General features: G+C 73.9%; 20 protein-coding genes. All 20 read left to right on the plus strand.

Translation table 11 applies throughout. The features are described from left to right. Positions 1-25: 25 nt before the first annotated feature. The 20 genes from DER29_RS25770 (at position 26) to DER29_RS25865 (ending at position 25688) form a co-directional block, all read left to right on the plus strand. Positions 26-958, plus strand: a complete 933-nt coding sequence (locus DER29_RS25770; RefSeq protein ID WP_121400270.1) for an ABC transporter ATP-binding protein — start codon at positions 26-28, stop codon at positions 956-958. Between the two features lie 254 nt (positions 959-1212). Further along, positions 1213-1749 carry a hypothetical protein gene (locus DER29_RS25775; protein ID WP_148710105.1) on the plus strand — a complete coding sequence of 179 codons (537 nt, stop codon included), beginning with the start codon at positions 1213-1215 and terminating at the stop codon, positions 1747-1749. Between the two features lie 104 nt (positions 1750-1853). Continuing rightward, the gene (locus DER29_RS25780; RefSeq protein WP_121400878.1) at positions 1854-2654 is read left to right on the plus strand and encodes an ABC transporter permease; all 801 of its coding nucleotides are present in this window, start codon (positions 1854-1856) and stop codon (positions 2652-2654) included. A gap of 11 nt (positions 2655-2665) precedes the next feature. Further along, positions 2666-3475 carry an ABC transporter permease gene (locus tag DER29_RS25785; RefSeq protein WP_121400272.1) on the plus strand — a complete coding sequence of 270 codons (810 nt, stop codon included), beginning with the start codon at positions 2666-2668 and terminating at the stop codon, positions 3473-3475. 63 nt (positions 3476-3538) lie between these two features. Then, positions 3539-4657: a YihY/virulence factor BrkB family protein gene (locus DER29_RS25790; RefSeq protein WP_121400273.1), complete on the plus strand. Its 1119-nt coding sequence runs from the start codon at positions 3539-3541 to the stop codon at positions 4655-4657. Between the two features lie 326 nt (positions 4658-4983). Next, entirely contained in the window at positions 4984-6162 is a 1179-nt protein-coding gene (locus DER29_RS25795) for an ROK family protein (RefSeq protein ID WP_121400274.1), read from the plus strand. A gap of 175 nt (positions 6163-6337) precedes the next feature. Continuing rightward, positions 6338-7849, plus strand: coding sequence for a sugar ABC transporter ATP-binding protein (locus tag DER29_RS25800; protein WP_199729579.1), 1512 nt, complete (start codon positions 6338-6340; stop codon positions 7847-7849). Then, on the plus strand, positions 7846-8970 hold the full coding sequence (locus DER29_RS25805; RefSeq protein ID WP_199729549.1) for an ABC transporter permease: 1125 nt from the start codon (positions 7846-7848) through the stop codon (positions 8968-8970). The genes DER29_RS25800 and DER29_RS25805 overlap by 4 nt, the downstream gene beginning before the upstream one ends. 121 nt (positions 8971-9091) lie before the next feature. After that, complete coding sequence (locus DER29_RS25810; protein ID WP_121400276.1) at positions 9092-10144, plus strand: substrate-binding domain-containing protein; 1053 nt, start codon at positions 9092-9094, stop codon at positions 10142-10144. Positions 10145-10197: 53 nt separating this feature from the next. Beyond that, positions 10198-11403, plus strand: coding sequence for a Gfo/Idh/MocA family protein (locus DER29_RS25815; protein ID WP_370040768.1), 1206 nt, complete (start codon positions 10198-10200; stop codon positions 11401-11403). 485 nt (positions 11404-11888) lie between these two features. Continuing rightward, positions 11889-13049 carry an inositol-3-phosphate synthase gene (locus DER29_RS25820; protein WP_121400278.1) on the plus strand — a complete coding sequence of 387 codons (1161 nt, stop codon included), beginning with the start codon at positions 11889-11891 and terminating at the stop codon, positions 13047-13049. Beyond that, positions 13033-13977, plus strand: a complete 945-nt coding sequence (locus DER29_RS25825; RefSeq protein WP_121400279.1) for an SCO3242 family prenyltransferase — start codon at positions 13033-13035, stop codon at positions 13975-13977. The genes DER29_RS25820 and DER29_RS25825 overlap by 17 nt, the downstream gene beginning before the upstream one ends. Continuing rightward, positions 13974-14891 (plus strand): sugar phosphate isomerase/epimerase, encoded by a 918-nt coding sequence (locus DER29_RS25830; protein WP_121400280.1) that lies wholly within the window; start codon positions 13974-13976, stop codon positions 14889-14891. The genes DER29_RS25825 and DER29_RS25830 overlap by 4 nt, the downstream gene beginning before the upstream one ends. A 35-nt stretch (positions 14892-14926) precedes the next feature. After that, a complete protein-coding gene (locus DER29_RS25835) occupies positions 14927-15529 on the plus strand; it encodes an EboA domain-containing protein (protein ID WP_121400281.1) in 603 nt (200 codons plus the stop codon). Then, positions 15529-16392, plus strand: a complete 864-nt coding sequence (locus tag DER29_RS25840; RefSeq protein WP_121400282.1) for a TatD family hydrolase — start codon at positions 15529-15531, stop codon at positions 16390-16392. The genes DER29_RS25835 and DER29_RS25840 overlap by 1 nt, the downstream gene beginning before the upstream one ends. Beyond that, on the plus strand, positions 16392-17618 hold the full coding sequence (gene eboE, locus DER29_RS25845) for a metabolite traffic protein EboE (RefSeq protein ID WP_121400283.1): 1227 nt from the start codon (positions 16392-16394) through the stop codon (positions 17616-17618). Before DER29_RS25840 ends, eboE begins: the two co-directional genes overlap by 1 nt. Before the next feature lie 76 nt (positions 17619-17694). Then, complete coding sequence (locus tag DER29_RS25850) at positions 17695-19188, plus strand: alkaline phosphatase family protein (RefSeq protein ID WP_233600157.1); 1494 nt, start codon at positions 17695-17697, stop codon at positions 19186-19188. Continuing rightward, a complete protein-coding gene (locus DER29_RS25855; RefSeq protein ID WP_121400284.1) occupies positions 19185-20252 on the plus strand; it encodes a polyprenyl synthetase family protein in 1068 nt (355 codons plus the stop codon). Before DER29_RS25850 ends, DER29_RS25855 begins: the two co-directional genes overlap by 4 nt. A gap of 387 nt (positions 20253-20639) precedes the next feature. After that, the gene (locus DER29_RS25860; RefSeq protein ID WP_121400285.1) at positions 20640-23504 is read left to right on the plus strand and encodes a PQQ-dependent sugar dehydrogenase; all 2865 of its coding nucleotides are present in this window, start codon (positions 20640-20642) and stop codon (positions 23502-23504) included. A gap of 75 nt (positions 23505-23579) precedes the next feature. Beyond that, the gene (locus tag DER29_RS25865; RefSeq protein ID WP_121400286.1) at positions 23580-25688 is read left to right on the plus strand and encodes a ThuA domain-containing protein; all 2109 of its coding nucleotides are present in this window, start codon (positions 23580-23582) and stop codon (positions 25686-25688) included. Positions 25689-25783: the final 95 nt, after the last annotated feature.

The following is a 25783-nucleotide window of genomic DNA, read 5'->3' on the forward strand; positions in this document are numbered from 1 at the left end:
CGGCGCCGGAGGTTATGGTCGGGCGGTGACCACGGCTCCACCACTCATCCAGGCGCGGGCGCTGGTGAAGCGGTTCGGCGACTTCACCGCCGTCGACGGCATCGACGTCGAGGTGCGTGCCGGCGAGGCGTTCGGCTTCCTCGGGCCCAACGGCGCCGGCAAGTCCTCCACCATGCGGATGGTCGGCTGCACCTCACCGCCCAGCGGCGGCGAGCTGCGCATCCTCGGCATGGATCCGGTCCGCGACGGGCCGGCGATCCGGGCCCGCCTCGGCGTCTGCCCCCAGCTCGACAACCTGGACCCGGAGCTGACCGTCCAGGAGAACCTCACCACCTACGCGCGCTACTTCGGCATCTCCCGCCGGGTGGCCCGGGCGCGGGCCGCCGAGCTGCTCGACTTCGTCCAGCTCACCGAGCGGGCCGACAGCAGGGTCGAGCCGCTCTCCGGCGGCATGAAACGGCGGTTGACCATCGCCCGCGCGCTGGTCAACGAGCCCGAGATCGTCCTGCTCGACGAGCCGACGACCGGCCTCGACCCGCAGGCCCGGCACCTGGTGTGGGAGCGGCTGTTCCGGCTCAAGCAGCAGGGCGTCACGCTGGTCCTCACCACCCACTACATGGACGAGGCGGAGCAGCTCTGCGACCGCCTGGTGGTGATGGACGGCGGTCGGATCGTCGCCGAGGGATCGCCCCGCGCGCTGATCGACCGGCACTCCACCCGGGAGGTGGTGGAGCTGCGGTTCGCCGCCGAGTCGCAGGAGGCGTTCGCCGGCAAGCTCGACGGGCTGGGGGAGCGCGTCGAGGTGCTGCCCGACCGGATCCTGCTCTACGTGCCCGACGGCGACGCGGCCGTCACCGAGGTCGGCGAGCGGGGGCTGCACCCGGCCAACGTGCTGGTCCGGCGCAGCAGCCTGGAGGACGTCTTCCTCCACCTCACCGGCCGCACCCTGGTCGACTGACCGGGCGGGACGGCCGGCTCCGCGCCGGACACCGCCGTCCGGCCGACCGGACCGGCGGCGATCCGCGCCGTGCGCGTCGTGCGTGCCGTCCGTGCCGCCCCCGTCGTGCGTGCCGTGCGCGGCGGTCCGCGCCGTCCGCGCCGTCCGCGCCGCCGGGAGGCGGGTCGTGGCCGGCGGGTGCGGCGGTGCCGGTCGTTACGTAGCATCGGCGGGCCGGCGGCACGTCGCCCGCCGGCGACGCACACGGGGGTGTCATGTCGAGGTTGGAGTTCCAGTCCCGCCGCGAGGCCGGGCTCGCCGCGCTCTATCTGGGCGTCTTCGCGACGATCTGGTTCAGCGTGCCGGCCGCCGAGCAGCCGCTGCGCGCCCTGCTGGTGGTCGCGAGCGGCGCGGCCCTGGTCGCGGCGGTGATCGGCGCCGTCGTCGTGGCCCGCAGCCGAGGAGCCGTCGCCCACGACCGCGCCGCCGACCGTCGCTACCTCCTGATCGTCCTCGCCGAGTTCGCCGCCGCCGGGCTCGGCGCCGTCGTGCTGGCCCTCGTCGGGTGGTCGGAGTTCATCCCGGTGCTGGTCTGCGCCGTGGTGGGGCTGCACTTCTTCCCCCTCGTGCCGGTGCTGCGCGACCCGCTGCTGCGACCGCTCGGGGCGGCGATGTGCGTCGTCGCCCTGGCCGGGCTGGTCACCGCGCTCGCCACGGCGGTGTCGGCGGGGCTCGTCGTCGGCACGGGTGCCGGGCTGCTGCTGCTCGGCTACGCGGTGCTGGCGCTGCTCCGTACGGCCCGGCAACGCTGACGGACGACGGCGCCGGTTCGCCGTAGGGTGGCCACGGCCTGTCGTACCCGCGAGGTAGGAGGGTCGTGGTGGGCGCGGAGCGAGACGGGGGTGGTCGCGTGAGCGTGGCGCGGTCGGCGCGGGAACGGGCGCGTCCGGCGCTGCCGCGGGTGCCGGCGCTCGCGGTGCTGGCGCACCATCTCGTCGGCTACCGGCGCACCTGGCGGGCGGGGCTCTTCTCGTCGTTCCTGCTGCCGGTGCTGACCGTGGTCGGGTTCGGCGTCGGCGTCGGCTCCTACATCGACCAGGGCATCAGCGGGGTGCCCTACCTGGACTGGATCGTGCCCGGCCTGATCGCGTCGACGGCGTTGCAGACGGCCGTCAGCGAGTCGACGTGGCCGGTGTTCGGCAACTTCCAGTGGGTCAAGACCTACTTCGCGCAGAGCGCGGCGCCGCTGCGGGTGGGCGACATCCTCGGCGGGCACCTGGCCTTCGTGGTGTTCCGGGTGGTCACCACCGTCGCGGCGTTCCTGCTGGTGACGGCCCTGTTCGGGGCGCTGCGGTCGCCGTGGGCACTCGCCGCGCTGCCGGTGACGGCACTGCTCGGGCTGGCCGTCGCCGCGCCGACCTTCGCGTACGCGTCGGTGGTCTCCGTCGACAGTTGGCTGGCGATGCTGCTCCGCTTCGCGGTCATCCCGATGACGCTCTTCGCCGGCGTGTTCTTCCCCGTCGAGTCGCTGCCCCTGGCGCTGCGCTGGCTCGCGTACGCGACCCCGCTCTGGCACGGCGTCGACCTGTGCCGGGCGGCGTCGCTCGGTGTCGCCCCGCAGTGGCCGGTCGCCGGCCACCTGCTCTACCTCGCGGCCTGGGCGGTCGGCGGCTGGCTGCTGGCCCGGCGCGCGTTCCGTCGCAGGCTGGTCGTCTAGGAGGGGTCGCAGTGGTCGGTCTCGTCCTGCCCCGGCTGGTCGCCGTCTCCGCCGCGTCCCGCCGGTCGGTCTCCGTGGCCGAGCGCAACGTCGCGGCTCTGAAGGCCGTCTACTGGCTGCTGCTCGTCTCCGGTTTCGTGGAGCCGCTGCTCTACCTGCTCTCCATCGGTGTCGGGGTCGGCACGCTGGTCGGCGACCTCACGCTCGCCGGCGGCGAGGTCGTCAGCTACGCGGCGTTCGTCGCGCCGGCCATGCTCGCGTCGTCGGCCATGTCCGGCGCGCTGTCGGAGACGACCTTCAACTTCTTCGGCAAGATGAAGCAGATGAAGCTGTACGACGGGGTGATCGCCACCCCCGTGCAGCCGTTCGAGATCGCGGTGGGAGAGCTGCTCTGGGCGATGCTGCGTGGCAGCGCCTACTCGGCCGCCTTCCTGGTGGTGATGGTGGCGATGGACCTGACCACCGCGGCGCGGGCGCTGGTCGCCTTTCCGGCGGCCGTGCTGGTCGGCTTCGCCTTCGGCGCGCTGGGAATGGCGATCACCACCTTCATGCGCAGCTGGCACGACTTCGACCTGATGTCGGCGGCCCAGTTCACCCTCTTCCTCTTCTCCGGCACGTTCGTCCCCGCCGAGTCCTACCCGGCCGCGCTGCGCTGGGCGGTGGAGGTGACTCCGCTCTACCGGGCGGTGCACCTCATCCGTGGCGTCTCGGTGGGCGCGGCCGGCTGGGAATGGGTGCTCGACGTGCTCTACCTGTTCGCGGCGATGGTCCTGGGGCTGCTGGTCGCCTCGCGCCGGATGGGCAGGTTGCTCTACGGCTAGGGGTTAACGGTGGCCGCTGCCTGGGCATGTCGAGGGGACTGACGCCGACCACGAGGAGGGGCGATGGCCTCCGACGAGTCCTCCACCCGCAGCGGGCGCGACCGCGACGATTCCGGGGCGGTGCCCGCCGGCCGGGTGGGCGACCGCCGGACGGGCCGCGCGGACCGGGGATCCGACCCCGTTCGTGTCGAGCGGCACCGCCCGGGTCGCGGCCCGGTCGGGCCCGACGAGGGTCCCGACAGCCCGACCGAGTTGCCGGGCGCCGGCTGGAAGGCCGCGCTGCGCCGCACGGTGCGGGAGTTCCAGGACGACAGCCTGACCGACTGGGCGGCGGCCCTGACGTACTACGGGGTGCTCTCCATCTTCCCCGGCCTGCTGGTGCTGGTCTCGGTCCTCGGCCTGCTCGGCCCGGGGGCCACGCAGGGCGTCAAGGACACCGTCAACCAGGCGGTCCCGCAGGGGGAGATCCGGCAGATCGTCGAGGGGGCCATCGACCAGGCACAGCAGAGCGGCGGTTTCGCCGGCTTCGCCGCCATCCTCGGTCTGCTGGCCGCGTTCTGGTCGGCGTCGGGTTACATCGCCGCGTTCATGCGGGCCTCCAACACCATCTACGACGTGCCGGAGGGGCGCCCGATCTGGAAGACGTTGCCGATCCGCGTCGGGGTGACCGCGTTGGTCGGCGTGATGCTGCTGGCCAGCGCGGTGATCGTGGTCTTCACCGGCGGCCTCGCCGAGCAGGTCGGGGAGGCGATCGGGCTGGGATCCACGGCGGTGACCGTGTGGAACATCGCCAAGTGGCCGGTGCTGCTGCTCCTGGTGAGCCTGATGTTCGCGATCCTCTACTGGGCGTCGCCGAACGCCCGGCACGGCGGCTTCCGCTGGGTCAGCCCCGGGGGCGTACTGGCCGTGGTCATCTGGTTGGTGATCTCGGGCCTGTTCGCGCTCTACGTCAGCAACTTCGGCTCGTACAACAAGACGTACGGGGCGCTCGCGGGTGTGATCATCTTCCTGATCTGGCTGTGGCTGAGCAACATCGCGATCCTCCTCGGCGCGGAGTTCGACGCCGAGCTGGAGCGCAGCCGCGCCATCGAGGCGGGCCACTCCCCGGACGAGGAGCCGTACGTCGAACTGCGCGACGACCGCAAGCTCAAGAAGAAGCGCAACGCCGCCAACCGGCGCTGAGCCCACCTCCGCCCGCCGCTCCGCCGCCCCGCCACCCGCCCGGTGGCGGGGCGGCCCCGTCCTTCCCCGGGCCTTTGCGATCCCGCACTACGGGTCCCCTTTTTGTCCTGGTCTGCGGCCTCTGCCCCGTCGCAATGTCCGAGGACGCGGTGGTCTGCGCCGAGCGGCGAGCTTTTCCTGATCCGTCGAAGGCTTTTGTTCGAACGGACAAAAGTTCGCGTCAGATCGGCCGAAGCTCTGGACACGTGACACGGAACACTCCTACTGTGTCGGCACGACACCTCGGCATTACGTCGATGTGAACGAGCCGCGAAGAGGTGAGTCCGGTGCGGACGGTCGACCCCCTGCACGTACGGCTGCTGCGGCTGCTCCGTGACGAGGGGGCGGTGTCCCGGGCCGAGCTGGGCGACCGGTTGCAGATGCCCCGTCCCCGGCTGCTGGCGGAGCTGGAACGGCTCGTCACCCTCGGCTACGTCGCCGAGGCAGGGCTGGCCGCCTCCCGGGGCGGTCGCCGCTCCACCCTCGTCGAGCTGAGCCCGCGCCTGCGCTTCGCCGCCGTCGACCTCGGCGCCAGCTCCATCGACGTCGAGGTGGTCAACGGCAGGCTGGAGCCGGTCGCCGCGTACGCCGAGGCGGCCGACATCCGCACCGGCCCGAAGGTGATCCTCCAGCGGGTCAACGAGTTGCTGCACAAGGCCCGGGTGGACGGTGCCTACGAGCGGCTCGACGCCGTCGGCATCGGGGTGCCCGGCCCGGTCAGTTTCCGCGACGGCGTGCCGGTCTCCCCGCCGATCATGCCGGGGTGGGACCGGTTCCCGGTGCGCGAACTGCTCACCCGCGAGCACGGCTGCCCGGCCGTGGTCGACAACGACGTCAACATCATGGCGATCGGGGAGCGGCACGGCGGGGTCGCCCACTCCGTGGACGACTTCCTCTTCGTGAAGATCGGCACCGGAATAGGGTGCGGGATCTACCTCAGCGGCGAGGTCTACCGGGGCACCGACGGCTGCGCCGGCGACATCGGCCACATCCAGGTCGACGCGCACGGCCCGATGTGCTCCTGCGGCAACGTCGGCTGCCTGGAGGCGCTGTTCAGCGGGGCCGCGCTGGCCAAGGACGCGACCGCCGCCGCGCGCAGCGGGGTGTCGCCCGCGCTGGCCGAACGGCTCGCCGCGCGCGGCGCGGTGACCGCGCTCGACGTCGCCGGGGGCGCCGTCGAGGGGGACGTGACCTGCATCCAGCTGATCCGCGACGGGGGTCGGCGGGTGGGTGGGGTCCTGGCCGGGCTGGTCAGCTTCACCAACCCGTCGATGATCGTGATCGGCGGCGGGCTCGCCCAGCTCGGTCACATCCTCCTCGCCGAGATCCGCAGCGTCGTCTACCGCCGGTCGCTGCCGCTGGCCACCGGCAACCTTCCCGTCGTCCTCTCCGAACTCGGCCCGCGCGCCGGTGTGGCCGGCGCGGCCGTGCTCGCCAGCGACGTCGCCTTCGGGGAGGCATCGTGAGCGCGAGGAGTGAGCCGGGTCTGCGAGCCCCGCAGTCGCGAACGGAGAAGGCATCGTGAGCGAGCGCGAGGAGGAGACCGTGGCCCGATCCGAGGAGACGGCCGCCGGGCCGGCGGATGCCGTCCCCGCCGGCGCCCCGCTGGTCGAGGCGCCCGCCGACGCCGTCGCGGGCGAGGTGGTGCTGCGCCTCACCGACGTGGTCAAGACCTTCCCGGGCGTACGGGCCCTGGACGGGGTGCAGTTGGAGGTGCGCGCCGGCGAGGTGCACTGCCTGCTCGGGCAGAACGGCGCCGGCAAGTCCACCCTGATCAAGGTGCTGGCCGGGGTGCACCGGCCCGACTCGGGGCTCGTCGAGTGGCGGGGCAGCCCGGTCACCTTCGCCAACCCGCAGGCCGCCATGCGCGCCGGCATCGCCACCATCTACCAGGAACTCGACCTGGTCGAGGACCTCTCGGTCGCGGAGAACGCCTTCCTCGGCCACGAGCCGCGCCGGTTCGGCTTCGTCCGGCGGGGCGCCATGGCCCGGCACGCCCGGCAGATCCTCGGTCGGCTCGGCCACGCCGAGATCCCGCCCGGGCGGATGGTGCGCGCGCTGCCCGCCGCCGGCAAGCAGATCGTCAGCATGGCCCGCGCGCTCTCCCACGAGGCACGGCTGATCATCATGGACGAGCCGAGCGCCGTGCTGGCCCACGACGAGGTGGGCAACCTGTTCCGGATCATCCGGGAGCTGACCGCGCAGGGCATCGCCGTCATCTACATCTCGCACCGGCTGGAGGAGATCCGCGAGATCGGCGACCGGGTCACCGTACTCAAGGACGGCCGGACCACGGCGGCGAACCTGCCGGCCCGCGACACCCCGACCCGCGACCTGGTCAGCCGGATGACCGGCCGCACCATCGAGTACGTCTTCCCGGACCGCCCGGCCGGCGCGGCCGGCGGCGCGGAGTTGCTCACGGTCGAGGGGCTGACCCGGGCCGGCGAGTTCGCCGACGTCTCGCTCAGGGTCCGGGCCGGCGAGATCGTCGGCATCGCCGGACTGGTCGGCTCGGGCCGTTCCGAGCTGCTGGAGACCATCTACGGCGCGCGCCGTGCCGAGGCCGGCTCGGTGCGGATGGCCGGTCGGGCGCTGCGCCCCGGCAGCGTCGGCGCGGCGGTGCGGGCCGGCATGGGAATGGCCCCCGAGGAGCGCAAGAGCCAGGCGCTGCTGCTGGGCGAGCCGATCTACCGCAACGTGACCCTGGCGACCTTCGCCCGCTACGCCCGCGCCGGGTTCACCGACGCCGGGCGGGAACGGGCGGAGGCGGACCGGATCGCCGAGAGCCTGGAGCTGCGCCCCCGCGACGTACGCCGGCCGGTGCGCACCCTCTCCGGCGGCAACCAGCAGAAGGTGGTGGTCGGCCGCTGGCTGCTCGGCGACACCCGGCTGCTGCTGCTCGACGAGCCGACCCGGGGCGTCGACGTCGGCGCCCGGGCGGAGCTCTACCAGGTGATCCGGGGGCTGGCCGCGCGCGGCGTCGGGGTGCTGCTGGTCTCCAGCGAGGTCCCCGAGGTGCTCGGACTGGCCGACCGGGTGCTGGTGATGCGGGAGGGGCGGGTCGTCCGCGAGGCCCCGGCCGGCGAACTCGACGAGAACACCGTGCTCGACCTCGTCATGGCGGGGTCCCTGATGGAAGGCGCACCGGCATGACCGAGGGTCCTACTCCCACCGTGGCGCCCCAGCGGGCGGCGCAGCTGCCGGCGCAGTCGCCGCCGGTGGACCCGGCACAGACCGCAGCGGCCGTCGACAAGGTGGCGGCGCCGGGCCGGATCTCCTGGTGGCGGGGGGACGGCGGCGAGGGCGTCCGCCGCAACCTCGGCCTGATCGGGGTGCTGGCCGTGCTCGTCGTGATCGGCGCCCTCACCCGCTCCGACCTCTACTCCAACCCGGACTGGGTGTGGGACAACGTCCTGAGCATCCTCAAGCTGGCGGCCGTGGTCGGCGTGGTCACCGTCGGCATGACCTTCGTGATCATCGGCGGCGGCATCGACCTCTCCGTCGGCGCGATCGTCGCGCTGGCCGGCGTCTGGTGCACCACGGTGGCCACCCAGAGCTACGGCGCCGGCGGCATGATCTTCAGCGCGCTCACCGTCGGGTTGGCGGTCGGCCTGGTCAACGGGCTGCTCATCTCGTACGGCCGGCTGGTGCCGTTCATCGCCACCCTCGCGATGCTGGTGGCGGCCCGAGGGCTGGCCGCCGAGATCTCCGACAAGCAGACCCAGGTGTCGGACAACGGCTTCATCAACGGCCTCGCCAGCAACAGCCTGCTGGGCATCCCGCTGCTGGTCTACATCCTCGCCGCTGTGGTCGCCGCCGGCTGGGTGCTGCTCAACCGCACCACCTTCGGCCGGCGTACGGTCGCCGTCGGCGGCAACCCGGAGGCCGCCCGGCTCGCCGGGATCAACGTCCGGCGGCACACCGTGCTGCTCTACGCGCTCTCCGGCCTCTGCTGCGGGATCGCCGCCATCATGCTCACCGCCCAGGCCAACTCGGCGCAGGCGGCGATGGCGAACCTCTACGAGCTGGACGCGATCGCCGCCGCGATCATCGGCGGCACGCTGCTCAGCGGCGGGCGGGGCACCATCATCGGTTCCCTGCTCGGGGTGGTCATCTTCGCCACCATCACCAACCTCTTCGCCATCAACGGCCTCTCCACGGAGGCCCAGAACATGGTCAAGGGCGGCATCATCGTGGCCGCCGTCCTGGTCCAGCAGGTCCAGTTCCGCAGCCTCACCCAGTTCCTGGGCCGCAACCGGCTCACCTCCACCTGATCCGTACCGCACCGACCGCGCGGCATCCGGGCCACCCGAGCGACGGTGGCCGGGCCCCGCACGCTCTCTTCCGTTCCGCACCGCGAGATTTCCTCCACCACCGTCAACCCAGGAGGTCGTCATGACCCAGCAGAGTCGCGACATGTCGCGCCGCCGGCTGCTCTTCGGCGGGGCCGCCGTCGGCGCCGGCGTGCTGCTCGCCGGCTGCACCAGCAACGAAGCCCAGCCGACCGAGGCGCAGACCAAGGCGGCCGCGCCGGGCGGCAACAGCGAGCCCGGCAAGCGGGTCGTCATCGGCTTCTCCGCGCCGGCCGCGGACCACGGCTGGATCGCCGCCATCACCAACAACGCCAAGGCGCAGGCCGGGGCGTACTCCGACGTGGAGTTCAAGTCGGTCGAGGCCGGCGCGGACGCGGCGGCCCAGCGGGCGGCGCTGTCCACGCTGATCTCGCAGAAGCCCGACGTGATCGTGCTGCTGCCGCACGACGGCAAGGAGCTCAACGCGTTCGGCCTGGAGGCGATGAAGGCCGGCGTCCCGGTGGTCAACCTGGACCGGGCCTTCCCCGACGCGCGGGCCTACCGGCTCCAGATCAAGGGCGACAACTACGGCATGGGCGTGGCCGCCGCCACCTACATGATCGAGCAGTTCAAGGCCAAGGGCATCAGCAACCCGGTGATCGGCGAGATCGCCGGCATGGACGAGCTGGAGCTGACCCAGGAGCGGTCGAAGGGCTTCGTCGACACCCTGACGGCGAGCGGCTTCAAGGTCGCCAACCGCCGGGCGGCCCGGTTCACGGCCGACTCCGGCCAGCAGGAGGCGGCGCAGCTGCTCCAGGCCCTGCCGAAGATCGACGCGCTCTGGAACCACGACGACGACCAGGGCATCGGCGTGCTGGCCGCGGTCAGCCAGAGCGGCCGCAAGGAGTTCTTCATGGTCGGCGGCGCCGGCTCGAAGAAGGCGATGGAGGACATCCAGGCCGACAACACGGTGCTCAAGGCGACCGTTACCTACAGCCCCTCGATGGCCTCCTCGGCCGTCTCCCTGGCCCGCCTGATCGGCCAGGGCAAGGGCATGTCCGACCTGGTGGAACTCCAGGTGCCCAAGGAGATCATCCTCGCCTCCGAGACGATCACCAAGGAGAACGCGGGCAACTACCTCAAGCTCGGGTTCTGATACACGGGGGGAGACCCACCTTGTCCACGACAGACAGAGAACTGCGGGTCGGCATGGTCGGCTACGCGTTCATGGGCGCCGCGCACTCGCAGGCGTGGCGCACCGTGAACCGGGTGTTCGACCTGCCGGCGCGGGCCCGGATGTCGCTGATCTGCGGCCGGGACGCCGGGAAGGTGGCCGACGCCGCCGACCGGCTCGGCTGGGACGCGTCCACGACCGACTGGCGCGAGCTGATCGCCCGGGACGACATCGACGTGGTCGACGTCTGCACGCCGGGCGACAGCCACGCCGAGATCGCTCTCGCCGCGCTGGCCGCCGGCAAGCACGTGCTGTGCGAGAAGCCGCTGGCCAACACGGTCTCCGAGGCCCGGGCGATGGCCGCCGCGGCGGTCACCGCGCAGGCCGCCGGGGTGCGGTCGATGTGCGGGTTCAACTACCGGCGGGTGCCGGCGGTCGCGATGATGCGCCAGCTCGTCGCCGACGGGCGGCTCGGGGTGATCCGGCACGTCCGGGCGACGTACCTGCAGGACTGGATCGTGGACCCGCAGTTCCCCCTGGTCTGGCGGTTGCAGCGGGACAGGGCCGGCTCGGGCGCGCTCGGCGACATCGGCGCGCACATCATCGACCTGACCCAGTACGTCACCGGCCGGCGGATCACCGGGGTCAGCGCGGTAACCGAGACGTTCGTCAGGGAACGGCCGCTGCCGGCCGGGTCGAGCGGGCTGGCGGCGACGGTGGACGGGGCGGCGGTCGACGGCCTCGGTGCCGACGGCCACCGCCCGGCCACCGGGGCGGTCACCGTCGACGACGCGGCGGTCTTCGTGGCCCGGCTCGACGGCGGCGTGCTGGCGACGTACGAGGCGAGCCGGTTCGCCACCGGACGCAAGAACGCCCTCCGGGTGGAGATCAACGGTTCGCTGGGCACGGTGGCCTTCGACCTGGAGCGCCTCAACGAGCTGGAGTTCTACGACGCGACGCGACCCGCCGCCGAACAGGGGTTCAGCCGCATCCTGGTGACCGAGGGGGAGCACCCGTACATGTCCGCCTGGTGGCCGCCCGGCCACCTCATCGGCTACGAGCACTCCTTCACGCACCAGATGCGGGACTTCGTCGAGGCGGTCGCCACCGGCGTCGACCCGGCCCCCTCCTTCGTCGACGGGTTGCAGGTCCAGCTGGTGCTGGACGCGGTGACCCGGTCGGCGGAGCTCGGCTCCTCGTGGACCGAGGTGGAGCCGGCCCTGGCCACGGTCGCCGCCTGAGCCTACTTCGGCGCCGACCGGCGAGGGACCGGCCGCGGTTGCGCCCCGCGGCCGGGACGAGGTCGGCACCGGAGGGCGTGCGGCCGGGCCGGCGTGGCCCGGTGACGCACGAGCAGAACGGTCGTCCGGTGCGGCCGGACCGGGATTCCCCGGTCGCACCGGAGGGCCGTCACCACCCGGCGACCCCGCCGGGCCGTGTCACCCCACGACGTCCGGTCGGCGCGTGCCGTCGCCCCGACCGGCGGATGCGGGGGAGGCAGGGACGAGACGCCGACCGGCCCTGCCTGCCAGCCCCGTCCGTCCGTGCCCGCGCCGGGAACCGGGCCGGGGTCGTCGCCGCCGACGTCGACACCGGACCGGTGGGCTCCTCCCGGGGCGGCCGGCGGACGGGGCCCATCCGCATAGATCCATATCTTTCCGAACAAACTTCTGATATCTATATAGATCAATGCACGGCCGGTTCCTCCTGATCGGGAAGGAGCACCATGCGTACGGGTGTCTGGCTGGTGGGAGCGCGCGGCTCGGTCGCGACCACCAGCATAGTGGGGGCGCTCGCCCTGCGGTCCGGGCTCACCGGCCCGACCGGCTGCGTCACCGAACTGCCCGACCTGCGGGGGCCCGCCCTGCCAGCCTTCACCGACCTGGTCTTCGGCGGGCACGACGTCGTCACCACCCCGCTGGCGAAGCGGGCCGAGGCGCTGGCCGCCGCCGGCGTGCTGCCCGGCCGGCTGGTCGCCGCCCTCCCCGGCGAGCTGGCCGCCGTCGAACGCGAGCTGCGTCCGGCCCCTGCCGTCGGCACCCAGGCGGACCGGGCCGCCGCGACCGTACGCGACCTCACCGACTTCCGCCGCCGGCACGGGCTGGATCGGGTGGTGGTGGTCAACGTCTCGGCCACCGAACCCGCCGCCCGCCCGCACCCGGGGCACGCCGACCCGGACGCGCTGCGGGCCGCGCTCGCCGGTGACGACGAGGTGCTGCCGCCCAGCTCCCTCTACGCGTACGCGGCAGTGCGGGCGGGCTGCCCGTACGTCGACTTCACCCCGTCCACCGGGCTGCGGCTGCCGGCCCTGGTGGCGCTGGCCGCCGAGGGCGGGATCCCGTACGCCGGGCACGACGGCAAGACGGGGGAGACCCTGGTCAAGTCCGTGCTCGCGCCGATGTTCGCGATGCGGCACCTGGCGGTGCGCTCCTGGTCCGGGATCAACCTGCTGGGCGGCGGCGACGGCGCCACCCTCACGGACCCGGCGGCCAACGCGGCCAAGGCGGAGAGCAAGCAGCGGGTGCTCGGCGAGACCCTCGGCCACCTGCCGCAGGGCGGCACCCGGATCGAGTACGTCGAGGCGCTGGGCGACTTCAAGACCGCCTGGGACCTGATCACGTTCGCCGGGTTCCTCGGCACCGGGATGCGGATGGAGTTCACCTGGCACGGCTGCGACTCCGCCCTGGCCGCGCCCCTCGTGCTCGACCTGGCCCGACTCACCGCCGCCGCGCACGCCGCCGGCCACGCCGGCCCCCTGACCGACCTCGCCTTCTTCTTCAAGGACCCGTTCGGCACGCCCACCCACTCGCTGGCCGACCAGTGGACCCGGCTGTGCGGCTTCGCCCAGCGGCTGCACGCGGGAGGCACCGATGCCGCGCGTCACTGACCTCGCCGAACTGGTCCGGGCGCCGGCCGCGCTGTCGGTGCCCGGGGACGTCGTCGCCGGGGCGGCGGCAGCCGGCACGCTCGGGCGGCGTACGCCCGCGCTGGCCGCCGCGTCCGTCCTGCTCTACTGGGCGGGAATGGCCGCCAACGACTGGGCCGACCGCCGGCTGGACGCCGTCGAACGCCCCGAGCGGCCCATCCCCAGCGGCCGGGTGGCCCCCGGGGTCGCGCTCGGCCTCGCCGCCGGGCTCACCGCCGCCGGGGTCGCGCTGGCCACCGCCGCCGGGGGCCGGCGCGCCGCGACGGTCGCGGCCGGCCTCGCCGCCGCCGTCTGGGGGTACGACCTGGCGGCGAAGGACACGCCCGCCGGCCCGGCCGTGATGGCCGCCTGCCGAGGGCTGGACGTGCTGCTCGGCGCGACGGGCGGACGGGCGCTGCGGGCGGTGCCGGCGGCGGTCACCGTGGCAGCGCACACGTGGACGGTCACCGCGCTCTCCCGCCGGGAGGTCACCGGCGCCGACGCCGCGCTGCCGCTGCGTACCCTCGCCGGAACCGCCCTGGTCGCCGCGAGCGCCGCCGTCCGGCCGCGCCTCGACCGGGTCGGGCCGGGCCGCCGCCCCCGGGCCGCGACCCGCGCCACGCCCACCGACGTGCCCGACCGCGCCCCCCGGCCCGGCCCCGGCGTCGCCGCCGCGCTGCCGGCGCTGCTGGCCGGCTGGTACGCGGCCCGCTACGGCGCGGCCCAGGCCCGGGCGGCGGCCGACCCCTGCGCCGGCCGGGTGCGGGCGGCGGTGGGAGCGGGGATCACCGGGCTGCCCGCGTTGCAGGGCGCCCTCGCCGCACGCGCCGGGGCCGGGCTGCTGGGGCTGGCGGTGGCCGCGGCCGCGCCGCTCGGCGGCCGGCTGGCCCGGAAGGTCTCCCCGACGTGACCGCCCCAGGGAGGCCCCCGGGCGGCGACGGCCCGCGCTTCGGCTACGGGACCAACGGGTTCGCCAACCACCGGCTGACCGACGCGCTCGCCGTCGTCGCCGACCTGGGCTACCAGGGCGTGGCGCTCACCCTGGACCACGACCACCTCGACCCGTTCGCGCCCGCCCTGGCCCGGCGGGTGGCCGCCGTCGCCCGCCGGCTCGCGGCGCTCGACCTCGCCGTGGTCGTCGAGACCGGCGCCCGCTACCTGCTCGACCCGTGGCACAAGCACGCCCCGACGCTGCTGCACGACGACCCGGCGCGGCGCGTCGAGTTCCTGCGCCGGGCCGTGCGGATCGGTGCCGACCTCGGCGCGGAGGCCGTCTCCTTCTGGGCGGGCGTCCGACCGGAGAACGTCGAACCCGCGACCGCCTGGGACCGGCTGGTCGCCGGCTGCGCCACGGTCCTCGACGCCGCCGAGGCGGCCGGGACGACCCTCGGCTTCGAGCCGGAGCCGGGCATGCTGGTCGAGGACATCGCCGGCTGGCGCCGGCTGCGCGGCGCGCTCGGCGATCCGGCCCGCTTCGGCATCACCCTCGACATCGGACACTGCCGCTGCCTGGAGCCGCGGCCGGTCCCCGAGTGCGTACGCGAGGTGGCCGCGTACCTGGTCAACGTGCAGATCGACGACATGCGCCGGGGCGTGCACGAGCACCTGGAGTTCGGCACCGGCGAGATCGACTTCCCGCCCGTGCTGCGTGCCCTGGGCGACGTCGGCTACCGGGGACTGGTCGCCGTGGAGCTGCCCCGCCACTCGCACGCCGCCCCCGCCGTCGCGGCCCGCTCGCTCGACTTCCTGCGCGCCGCCGCGAAGGAGGCGGCGCGACCGGGACCGGGTGCCAACGGGAAGGAAGCGGCGCGACCGGAACGGTGACGGGGCCACGTCGGCAGCACGAGAGAGGAGACGGGATGACACCGGATTCACTGCGGGCCGCGCTGCGGGGCGTACCCGATCCCGACTGGCTCGACGCGGCGCTGCGGCGCGTGGCGGCCGAACCGGCGGCCATCGACCGGTTCTTCCCGGCCGCCGGGCGGCGCTGCGGCCGGGCACCGCTGGCCGGGGCGCCCGGCTGGAGCGCCGACGAGGCGGCCCGGGCCCTGCTGCTGACCGCGCTGCCGGGCGACCACGCCGCGCACGCGCAGGCCCGCTACCGGCAGGGCGACGCCGCCGAGAAGCGCGCCGTGCTCAAGACCCTGCCGCTGCTGCCGATCGGCGCGGCCGGCGCGCCGCTGCTGCACGACGCGATCCGCACCAACGACACCCGGCTGCTGGCCGCCGCCCTCGGCCCGTACGCCCGGCACCTCGACCCGGCCGCCTGGCGGCAGGCGGTGCTCAAGTGCGTGTTCACCGGTGTGCCGCTGGCCGTGGTGCACGACCTCGACGCCCGCGCCGACGGCGAACTCGCCGCGATGCTCGCGGGGCTGGCCGCCGAGCGGCAAGCCGCCGGGCGGGCCATGCCGGCGGACGCGACCGACCTGCTCGCCCGGCTGCGCGAAATCCAGGAGGCCTGATGCGCATCTTCGACCCGCACATCCACATGACCTCGCGGACCACCGACGACTACGAGCGGATGGCCGCCGCCGGCGTCCGCGCGGTGGTGGAGCCGGCGTTCTGGCTCGGCCAGCCCCGCACCAGCCCCGCCTCCTTCGCCGACTACTTCGACTCGCTGGTCGGCTGGGAGCCGTTCCGGGCCGGGCAGTTCGGGATCCGCCACCACGCCACGGTGGCGCTGAACCCGAAGGAGGCCAACGACCCGCGTTGCCGCCCGGTGCTCGACCTGCTGCCGCGCTACCTCGACAAGGACGCCGTGGTGGCGGTCGGCGAGATCGGCTACGACTCGATGACGCCGGAGGAGGACGAGGCGTTCGCCGCCCAGCTCGCCCTGGCCGTGGCCCACGACCTGCCGGCCCTGGTGCACACCCCGCACCGGGACAAGGTCCGGGGCGTCGAACGCAGCCTCGCCGTGGTCGTCGAGTCCGGCGTCGAGCCGGGCCGGGTGGTGCTCGACCACCTCAACGAGGTGACGGTGGGGCTGGTCCGGGACACCGGCTGCTGGCTGGGCTTCTCCATCTACCCCGACACCAAGATGTCCCCGCCGCGGATGGTGGAGCTGCTGCGGGCGTACGGGACCGAGCGGGTGCTGGTCAACTCGGCGGCCGACTGGGGGCGCTCGGATCCGCTGCTCACCCGGGCCACCGGGGAGGCGATGCTGCTGGCCGGCTTCACCGACGACGACGTGGACCGGGTGCTGTGGCGCAACCCGGTCGAGTTCTACGGCCAGTCCGGGCGGCTCGACCTGACGGACCTGGAGCACGCCGCCGACGCGGCGGCCGGCACCTGGGCCGGCAACTCGATCCTGCGCGGCGGCAGCTGATGCGGCTGCGGCACGCCGGCGGCGACACCGTCCACCTCGGCTACTGCACCAACGTGCACCCCGCCGAGGACCTCGCCGGCATCCTCCGCCAGCTGGACACCTACGCCGTGCCCGTACGCGAGGCGCTCGGCGCCGACCTGCTCGGCCTCGGGCTGTGGCTGGCCGCCCCGGTCGCCGCCGCGCTGGCCGCCGACCCGGCCGCCCGGCGCCGGCTGCGCGCCGAGCTGACCGTCCGGGGGCTGGAGGTGGTCACCCTCAACGGTTTCCCGTACGCGGCCTTCCAGGCCCCCGTCGTCAAGGGCGACGTCTACCACCCGGACTGGACCACGCCCGCGCGGCTCGCGTACACCCTGGACCTGGTCCGGGTGCTCGTCGACCTGCTGCCCGACGACGCGGCCCGGGGCTCGGTCTCCACCCTGCCGTTGGCCTGGCGGCAACCCTGGGACGCCGCCCGCGCGGACGCCGCCCGCCGACGGCTCGACGACCTGTCGGCCGGTCTCGCGGCCGTCGAGCGGGAGACCGGCCGGGCGGTTCGGGTCGGCTTCGAGCCGGAACCCGGCTGCGTGGTGGAGAGCACCGGCCAGGCCGTGGCGGCCCTGTCCGGCCTGGACACCGACCGGCTCGGCGTCTGCCTGGACCTCGCCCACCTCGCCTGCGCCTGGGAGGAGCCGGCCGAGGCGCTGCGCCGGCTGCGCACGGCCGGCCTGCCGGTGGTGAAGGTGCAGGTCTCGGCCGCCATCGAGGCGCCCGCCGAGGCGACGCAGGCGCTGCGCCGCTGGGTGGAGCCGCGCTTCCTGCACCAGACCCGCGCCGCCGGCTGCGCGGGCGCGGCGGACCCGGCCGACCCCGACCACGCCGCCGACGACCTCGACGCCGCCCTGGCCGAGCGGCTGCCCGGGACGTGGCGGGTGCACTACCACGTGCCGTTGCACGCTCCGCCGGAGCCGCCGCTGGGCGCCACCCTGCCGGTGCTGCGCGCCGCGCTGGCCGCGCTCTACGCCGGGCCCGAGGCGGGCTGCGACCACCTCGACGTCGAGACGTACACCTGGGGGGTGCTGCCGGCCGCGCGGCGCCCGCGCACCGACGCGGAGCTGGCCGCCGGCATCGCCGCCGAGCTGGCCTTCGCCCGCGCCGAGCTGGTCGCCGTGGGCCTGACGCCGACGGATCACCGGGACCGCGCCGGGGTGTCTCCCGGTGACGCCGGGCGGAGCGGGGTGATGGCATGAGCGAGCGTCAGCGAGCGAGTCAGCCACACAGGGCTGGGGTGGCTCATGGCGGCGCCGAGCGGAGCGGGGTGATGGCATGAGCCGGCGGCTGGTGGTGCTGGACGTGGTCGGGCTGACCCCGCGCCTGCTGGCGCACATGCCCCGGCTGCGCGCGGTCGCCGACGCCGGCTTCCGCGCCGAGCTGGGCACCGTGCTGCCCGCGTTGACGTGTTCGGTGCAGTCGACGTTCCTCACCGGGGCGCTCCCGGCCGGGCACGGGATCGTCGGCAACGGGTGGTACTTCCGGGACCTCGGCGAGGTGCTGCTCTGGCGGCAGCACCACGCCCTGGTCGGCGGGGAGAAGCTGTGGCAGGCCGCCCGCCGGGCGCAGCCGGGCTTCACGGTCGCCAACGTCTGCTGGTGGTACGCGATGGGCGCCGACGTGGACTGGACGGTCACCCCGCGCCCCGTCTACCACGCGGACGGGCGCAAGGAGCCGGACTGCTACACCGACCCGCCGGAGCTGCACGACGACCTCACCGACCGGCTCGGCACCTTCCCGCTGTTCAGCTACTGGGGTCCGGGCGCCGGGCTGGCGTCGTCGGCGTGGATCTGCCGGGCCGCCGAGCGGATCCTGGACGACCACGCGCCGGACCTGACCCTGGTCTACGTCCCGCACCTCGACTACGACCTGCAACGTCACGGCCCCTCGTCGCCCCGGGCCGCAGCCGCGGCGGCCGAGCTGGACGGGGTGCTCGGGCCGCTGCTGGACGCCGCCCGCGCCCGCGACGCCACCGTGGTGGTGCTCTCCGAGTACGGCATCACCGACGTCTCCCGGCCGGTCGACGTCAACCGGCTGCTGCGCGCCGAAGGGCTGCTGCGGGTGCACACCCAGGCCGGCATGGAGTACCTCGACCCGTGGACGTCGCGGGCCTTCGCGGTGGCCGACCACCAGGTGGCGCACGTCTACGTCCGCGACCCGGCCGACGTGCCGGCGGTGGCGGCGCTCTGCGCCGGGCTGCCCGGGGTGGCCGAGGTGCTCGACGCCGACGGCCGGGCCGCGTACGGGCTGGACCACCCGCGCGCCGGAGAGCTCCTCCTCGTCGCCGAGCCCGACGCCTGGTTCACCTACTACTACTGGCTCGACGACGACCGCGCGCCCGACTTCGCCCGGCTGGTGGAGATCCACCGGAAGCCGGGTTACGACCCCGCCGAGCTGTTCTTCGACCCGGCCGCGCCGGGCGCGGCGAAGCGGCGGGCCGCCGTGGCGCTGGCCCGCAAGAAGCTCGGGATGCGCTACCTGATGAGCGTGGTGGGGCTGGACGCCGGCGCCCGGGCGGTACGCGGGTCGCACGGCCGGCTCCCGGCCGACCCGGCCGACGGGCCGGTGCTGCTCTGCTCCGACCCGTCCGCCGCCCGGGACCGGGTCGCCGCGACCGAGGTCAAGGCACTCCTGCTGGAGCTGGCGGGGCTGGCACCGCCGCCGGCCCCCGACACGGTCCCGCCGCCGGCCCCCGACACGGTCCCGCCGCCGCGTCGCGCCGCGCCGTCCACTGCGACGTCGGCGGGGCGGCCCAAGGAGGCGCCGTGACCGCCGTCGTCGCCCCGACCGACACGAGCGGACTGCGGGTCCGGTTCGACGCCGCGCTCGCCGCCTTCCTCGACCGGCAGGGCCGGGACTGGCCGGACGGGGCGCCCCGGGGCGTCTTCACCGCGCTGCACCGGTTCGTGCTGGCCGGCGGCAAGCGGCTGCGCCCGCTCTTCTGCTACTGGGGATGGCGGGGCGCGGGCGGCGTCGACGGCGCCCCGATCGTGGTGGCCGCTGCCGCGTTGGAGCTGTTCCACGCGTTCGCGCTGATCCACGACGACATCCTGGACGGCAGCGACCGCCGCCGGGGCGGGCCGTCGGTGCACCGGCTCTTCGCCGACCTGCACGCCCGCTCGTCCTGGCGCGGCGACCCCGAGGCGTACGGGCGCAACACCGCGCTGCTCTGCGGCGACCTCTGCGCCGCCTGGTCCGACCAGATGTTCCACGAGTGTGGCCTGGACGCGGGGCGGGTGCACCGGGGGTACGCGGTCTACGCGCTGATGCGCACCGAGGTGATCGCGGGGGAGTACCTGGACCTGGTCTCCGGGGTCGGGGACGGTTCGGTGGCGAGCGCGCTGACCGTCGTCCGGATGAAGGCGGCCCGCTACACGGTCACCCGGCCGTTGCAGATCGGGGCGACGCTGGCCGGGGCCGGACCGGAGCTGGTCGCCGCCCTGGCCGAGTTCGGCGACCCGCTGGGCGACGCGTTCCAGCTGCGCGACGACGTGCTGGGGGTCTTCGGCGACCCGACGGTCACCGGCAAGTCGGTCCTGGACGACCTGCGGGAGGGCAAGCCGACGGTGATGATGGCGCTGGCCCGCGGCGCCGCCGACCGGGCGCAGGCCGCGCGGCTGCGGGAGCTGTTCGGCAACCCGGCGCTCGACGGCGACGGCGCCGCCGAGCTGCGGAAGATCATCGAGGGCACCGGGGCCCGTGAGCGGATCGAGGGGATGATCCGGGTACGCGCGGAGGCCGCCCTGGCGGCCCTGGGGTCCACCCCGGTGACCGCCGAGGCCCGGGCCGCCCTGACGGCCCTCGCCGCCCAGGCCGTCGACCGTCCCCGCTGACCAGCCACCGCCCCGTCCGTCGTCGGAGCCGACGAGGGCCACCCGCCGCCCTCGGCGGCGAGGTGCAGCGGCCGAGCGGGGCGTTTCCTCGCCCCGACTTTTGACGGGATCGACGAAAGTTGGTGCCGAACCGGCGGAAGGTATGGACACATCGATGTCTGCCATTTAATGTCGGGCCATCACGAATCTGTTTCGTCGAGGTGAACCGGCGGCGCGGGAACCCATCGACTGGTGACCTCCGATCGATGGGGTCCACTCCATCCCTCGCAGGTCACGGCCGGCCGGGCACGACACCCCGGCGGGCCGACCGCATCCCCCGCTACGGCATCCGGCGCGACGGCGCGCGCCCGCCCTGGCAGTCACTCGTCAGGAAGGGACGGCACACCCATGTCCACCCAGGACGCCCCCACCCAACGGCTCCGACGGCGGTTCTCCGCCGGCTCGGCGCTGCTGCTGGTCGCCACCGCCGGCTCGGTCGCCCTCGGCGCCGGCCCGGCCCCGCTGGGCGGCCCCACCCCGGCCCAGGCCCACCCCATCGTCGGCACCGACTTCCAGCAGGTCACCCTCGCCAAGGGCGTCGCCGAGGTGGGCGAGCCCATGACGATCGCGGTGCTGCCGGACCGGTCGGTCCTGCACACCGCCCGCAACGGCACCGTCCGGCGTACGGACTCGGCCGGCACCACCTCCGTGATCGGCACGCTGCCGGTCTACACCCACGACGAGGAGGGGTTGCAGGGCGTCGGGGCCGACCCGAACTTCGCCAGCAACCGGCACATCTACCTCTACTACGCGCCGCCGCTGGCCACCCCGGCCGGCGACGCGCCGGCGACCGGCAGCGACTTCTCGGCCTGGCAGGGCGTCAACCGCCTCTCCCGGTTCACCCTCAACGCCGACTTCACGATCAACACCGCCAGCAAGGTCGACATCCTCGACGTGCCCGCCGACCGGGGCATGTGCTGCCACGTCGGGGGCGACATCGACTTCGACGCCGCCGGCAACCTCTACCTCTCCACCGGCGACGACACCAACCCGTTCGACTCGGCCGGGTACGCGCCCATCGACGAGCGCACCAACCGCAACCCCGCGTACGACGCGCAGCGCAGCGCGGCCAACACCAACGACCTGCGCGGCAAGATCCTGCGGATCAAGGTGAACGCCAACGGCACGTACTCGATCCCGGCGGGCAACATGTTCGTCGACTCGGACGCGAGGACCCGTCCCGAGATCTACGCGATGGGCTTCCGCAACCCGTTCCGGATGAGCGTGGACCGCGCCACCGGCATCGTCTACGTCGGCGACTACGGCCCGGACGCCGGCACCACCAGCGCCCGGGGGCCGAGCGGCCAGGTGGAGTTCAACCGGGTCACCGGGCCCGGCAACTACGGCTGGCCGTACTGCACCGGCACCAACACCGCCACCGAGACGTACGCCGAGTGGGACTTCGCCGCCGGGACCGGCGGGGCGAAGTACAACTGCTCCGGCGGGCCGACCAACAACTCCTTCCGCAACACCGGTCTGCCCACCCTGCCCGGGGCGAAGCCGGCCTGGATCCGGTACGCCGGCGACGCCGGCACCCCGCCCGAGTTCGGCGGTGGCTCCGAGTCGCCGATGGGCGGCCCCGTCTACCGGTACGACGCCGCGCTGAACTCCACCACCAAGTTCCCGCAGTCCTTCGACGGGCAGTTCTTCGCCGGCGAACTCGGCCGGGGCTGGGTCAAGCCGATCCACCTCAACGCCGACGGTAGCCCGGGAACCATCGACACGTTCCCGTGGAACGGCAAGCAGATCATGGACATGGCGTTCGGGCCCGAGGGCGCGCTCTACATCCTCGACTACGGCACCGGGTACTTCAACGGCGACGCCAACTCGGCGCTCTACCGCTACGACTACATCGCCGGCGGCAACCGGGCGCCGACCGCCGTCGCCACGGCCGACAAGACCTCGGGCACGGCCCCGCTGACCGTGAACTTCTCCTCGGCCGGGTCCAGCGACCCCGACGGCGGGGCGCTCACGTACTCCTGGGCTTTCGGCGACGGCACCAGCTCGACGGCGGCCAACCCCAGCAAGACGTACACCGCCAACGGCACCTACCGGGTCACGCTGACCGTACGCGATCCGCAGGGCGCCACCGGCACGGCGAACGTGCAGATCGGCGTCGGCAACACCGCGCCCACGGTCACCATCAACAGCCCGGCCAACGGCAAGCTGTTCAGCTACGGCGACACCGTGCCGTTCAGCATCACGGTGACCGACCCCGAGGACGCCGCCATCGACTGCACCAAGGTCAAGATGACCTACGTGCTGGGCCACGACAACCACGGCCACCAGATCACCTCGAAGAACGGCTGCTCGGGCTCGATCACCATCCCGGTCGACGGTGAACACGACGACGCGGCGAACATCTTCGCCATCTTCGACGCCGAGTACACCGACGCGGGCGGGCTGACCACGCACAAGCAGCACACCCTCCAGCCGCGCAAGCGCCAGGCGGAGCACTTCAAGACCTCCTCCGGCGTCGGGATCTTCGACAAGGGCACCGCCGAGGGCGGCAAGACCGTCGGTGACATCAACAACGGCGACTGGATCGCGTTCGAGCCGTACCGGATCGACAACGCGACCTCGTTCAGCGCCCGGGTCTCCTCGGCCGGCGCCGGCGGCACCCTCCAGGTGCGGGTCGGCTCGCCCACGGGCACCGTGCTCGGCTCCGCGACCGTCCCGGTCACCGGCGCCTGGGACGCGTTCACCACGGTCAGCGGCAGCATCTCCGGGGCGCCGGCCAGCACCGGCACGCTCTACCTCACGTTCGCCGGCACGGGCACCGGCGCGCTCTACGACGTGGACACGTTCGCCTTCACCACCGGGTCGGCGGTCCGCACCGGCCCGGTCGTCGGGCTCGGCGGCAAGTGCCTGGACGTACGCAACGCGGCCACCGCCGACGGCACGCAGATCCAGATCTACGGCTGCAACGGCTCCGCGGCGCAGACGTGGACGGTGACGCCGAACTCGACCGTGAAGGCGCTGGGCAAGTGCCTGGACATCTCCGGCGGCGCGTCGGCCGACGGGACGAAGATCCAGCTCTACGGCTGCAACGGCACCGGCGCGCAGAACTGGTCGGCGCAGGCGGACGGCACCCTGAAGAACCCGCAGACCGGCAAGTGCCTGGACGTCTCGGGCAACAACCCGGCCGACGGTCAGGCCGTGCACCTGTGGACGTGCCACACCGGCGCCAACCAGAAGTGGACCCTGCCCTGAGCTGAGGCGGGGAGGGGCGTCGCGCCCCTCCCCGCTCCGGCAGGCCCCTGAACACCCCCGGCATTGGAGAGCGACATGCGCAGACTCCTCCGACCCCTCCTCGGCGCGGCCACCGCCGTCCTCGCCGTCCTCGCCTGCACCACCCCGGCCACCCCGGCCAGCGCCGCCGACGCCCCGTACGACGTGCTGGTCTTCTCGAAGACCGCCGGCTTCCGGCACGACTCCATCGCGGTGGGCACCCAGGCGATCCGCGACCTCGGCGCGGCCAACAACTTCACCGTCACCGCCACCGAGGACGCCGCCCAGTTCACCACCGCCAACCTGTCCCGCTTCGAGGCCGTGGTCTTCCTCAACACCACCGGCGACGTGCTCGACGGCGCGCAGCAGAGCGCCTTCGAGTCGTACATCGGCGCTGGCGGCGGGTACGTCGGCGTGCACGCCGCCGCCGACACCGAGTACGGCTGGTCCTTCTACGGCAACCTGGTCGGGGCGTACTTCGCCTCGCACCCGCACATCCAGCAGGCGAACGTCAAGGCGGAGAACCGGGCGCACGCGGCGACCGCGCACCTGCCGCAGACCTGGACCCGCACCGACGAGTGGTACAACTACCAGACCAACGCCCGCTCCACCGCCCGGGTGCTGGCCACCCTCGACGAGTCGTCCTACACGGGCGGCTCGATGGGCGCCGACCACCCGCACTCCTGGTGCAAGACCTACAGCGGCGGCCGGTCCTTCTACACCGGCGGAGGGCACACCCAGGCGTCGTACGCCGAGCCGGCGTTCCGCGCCCACCTGCTCGGCGGCATCCGGTACGCGGCCGGCCGGGCGAAGGCCGACTGCCGGGCCGAGACCGGCTACACCGCGCTCTACAACGGCGCGACCACCGGCTGGTCCCAGGCCGGGCCGGGCAGCTTCAGCAACGCCGACGCCACCCTGACCTCGGTCGGCGGGATGGGCCTCTACTGGTACAGCGCGAAGCAGTTCACCAACTACTCGCTCAAGCTGGACTGGCGGCTCGCCGGCGACGACAACTCCGGCGTCTTCATCGGGTTCCCCGCCTCCAGCGACCCCTGGTCGGCCGTGAACAACGGCTACGAGGTCCAGATCGACGCCACCGACGCGACCGACCGCACCACCGGCGCGGTCTACACCTTCAAGTCCGCCGACGTCGCCGCCCGGGACGCGGCGCTGAACCCGCCGGGGGAGTGGAACACCTACGAGCTGCTCGTCGAGGGCGAGCGCCTCCAGGTCTTCCTGAACGGGGTGAAGATCAACGACTTCACCAACACGGACCCGGTCCGCTCGCTCGCCGGCCACATCGGGCTCCAGAACCACGGCACCGGCGACGACGCCTCGTTCCGCAACATCCGGATCAAGGAACTCGGCGTCAACCCGCCGGGCGGGAACACCACCGTCCAGGCGGAGGCGTTCAGCTCGGCCGGCGGGGTCGCACCGTTCGCCAAGGCCGGCGCCAACGGCGGGCAGACCCTCGGCCACATCGACCCGGGCGACTGGGCCGCGTACGCCGGGGCCGACCTGACCGGCGTGACGTCGCTGCGGGCGCGGGTGGTCTCCGGCGGGCCGGGCGGCACCATCCAGGTGCGTACCGGCTCCACGACCGGCACCGTGCTCGGCTCGGTGGCGGTGCCGAACACGGGTGGCTGGAGCACCTTCGCCGACGTCACGACCACCCTCTCCGGGGTGCCGTCCGGCACCCGGGACCTCTACCTCACCTTCGCCGGGTCGGGCACGGGGCTCTTCGACGTGGACGACTTCACCCTGGTCAGGTCCGGCGGCAGCGGCGGCGTCGGCCCGATCCGCGGCCTGGGCGGCAAGTGCCTGGACGTACGCAACGGCGCCACGGCCGACGGCACCCAGATCCAGATCCAGACCTGCAACGGCTCCGCGGCGCAGACGTGGACGGTGACGCCGAACTCGACCGTGAAGGCGCTGGGCAAGTGCCTGGACATCTCCGGGGGCGCCTCGGCCGACGGAACGAAGATCCAGTTGTGGACGTGCAACGGCACGGGTGCGCAGAACTGGTCGGCGCAGGCGGACGGCACCCTGAAGAACCCGCAGACCGGCAAGTGCCTGGACGTCTCGGGCAACAACCCGGCCGACGGTCAGGCCGTGCACCTGTGGACGTGCCACACCGGCGCCAACCAGAAGTGGACCCTGCCCTGATCCGCTGACCCTCCGCTCCTCCCCGCGATCCCGCCGTCCGCGCCCGATGCCCGCAGCAAGGCCGCGGACCGTGCGGACAGCCCAGGATCGCGGGG

The organism is Micromonospora sp. M71_S20 (assembly GCF_003664255.1).
In the GTDB taxonomy this organism is placed as follows: Bacteria; Actinomycetota; Actinomycetes; order Mycobacteriales; family Micromonosporaceae; genus Micromonospora.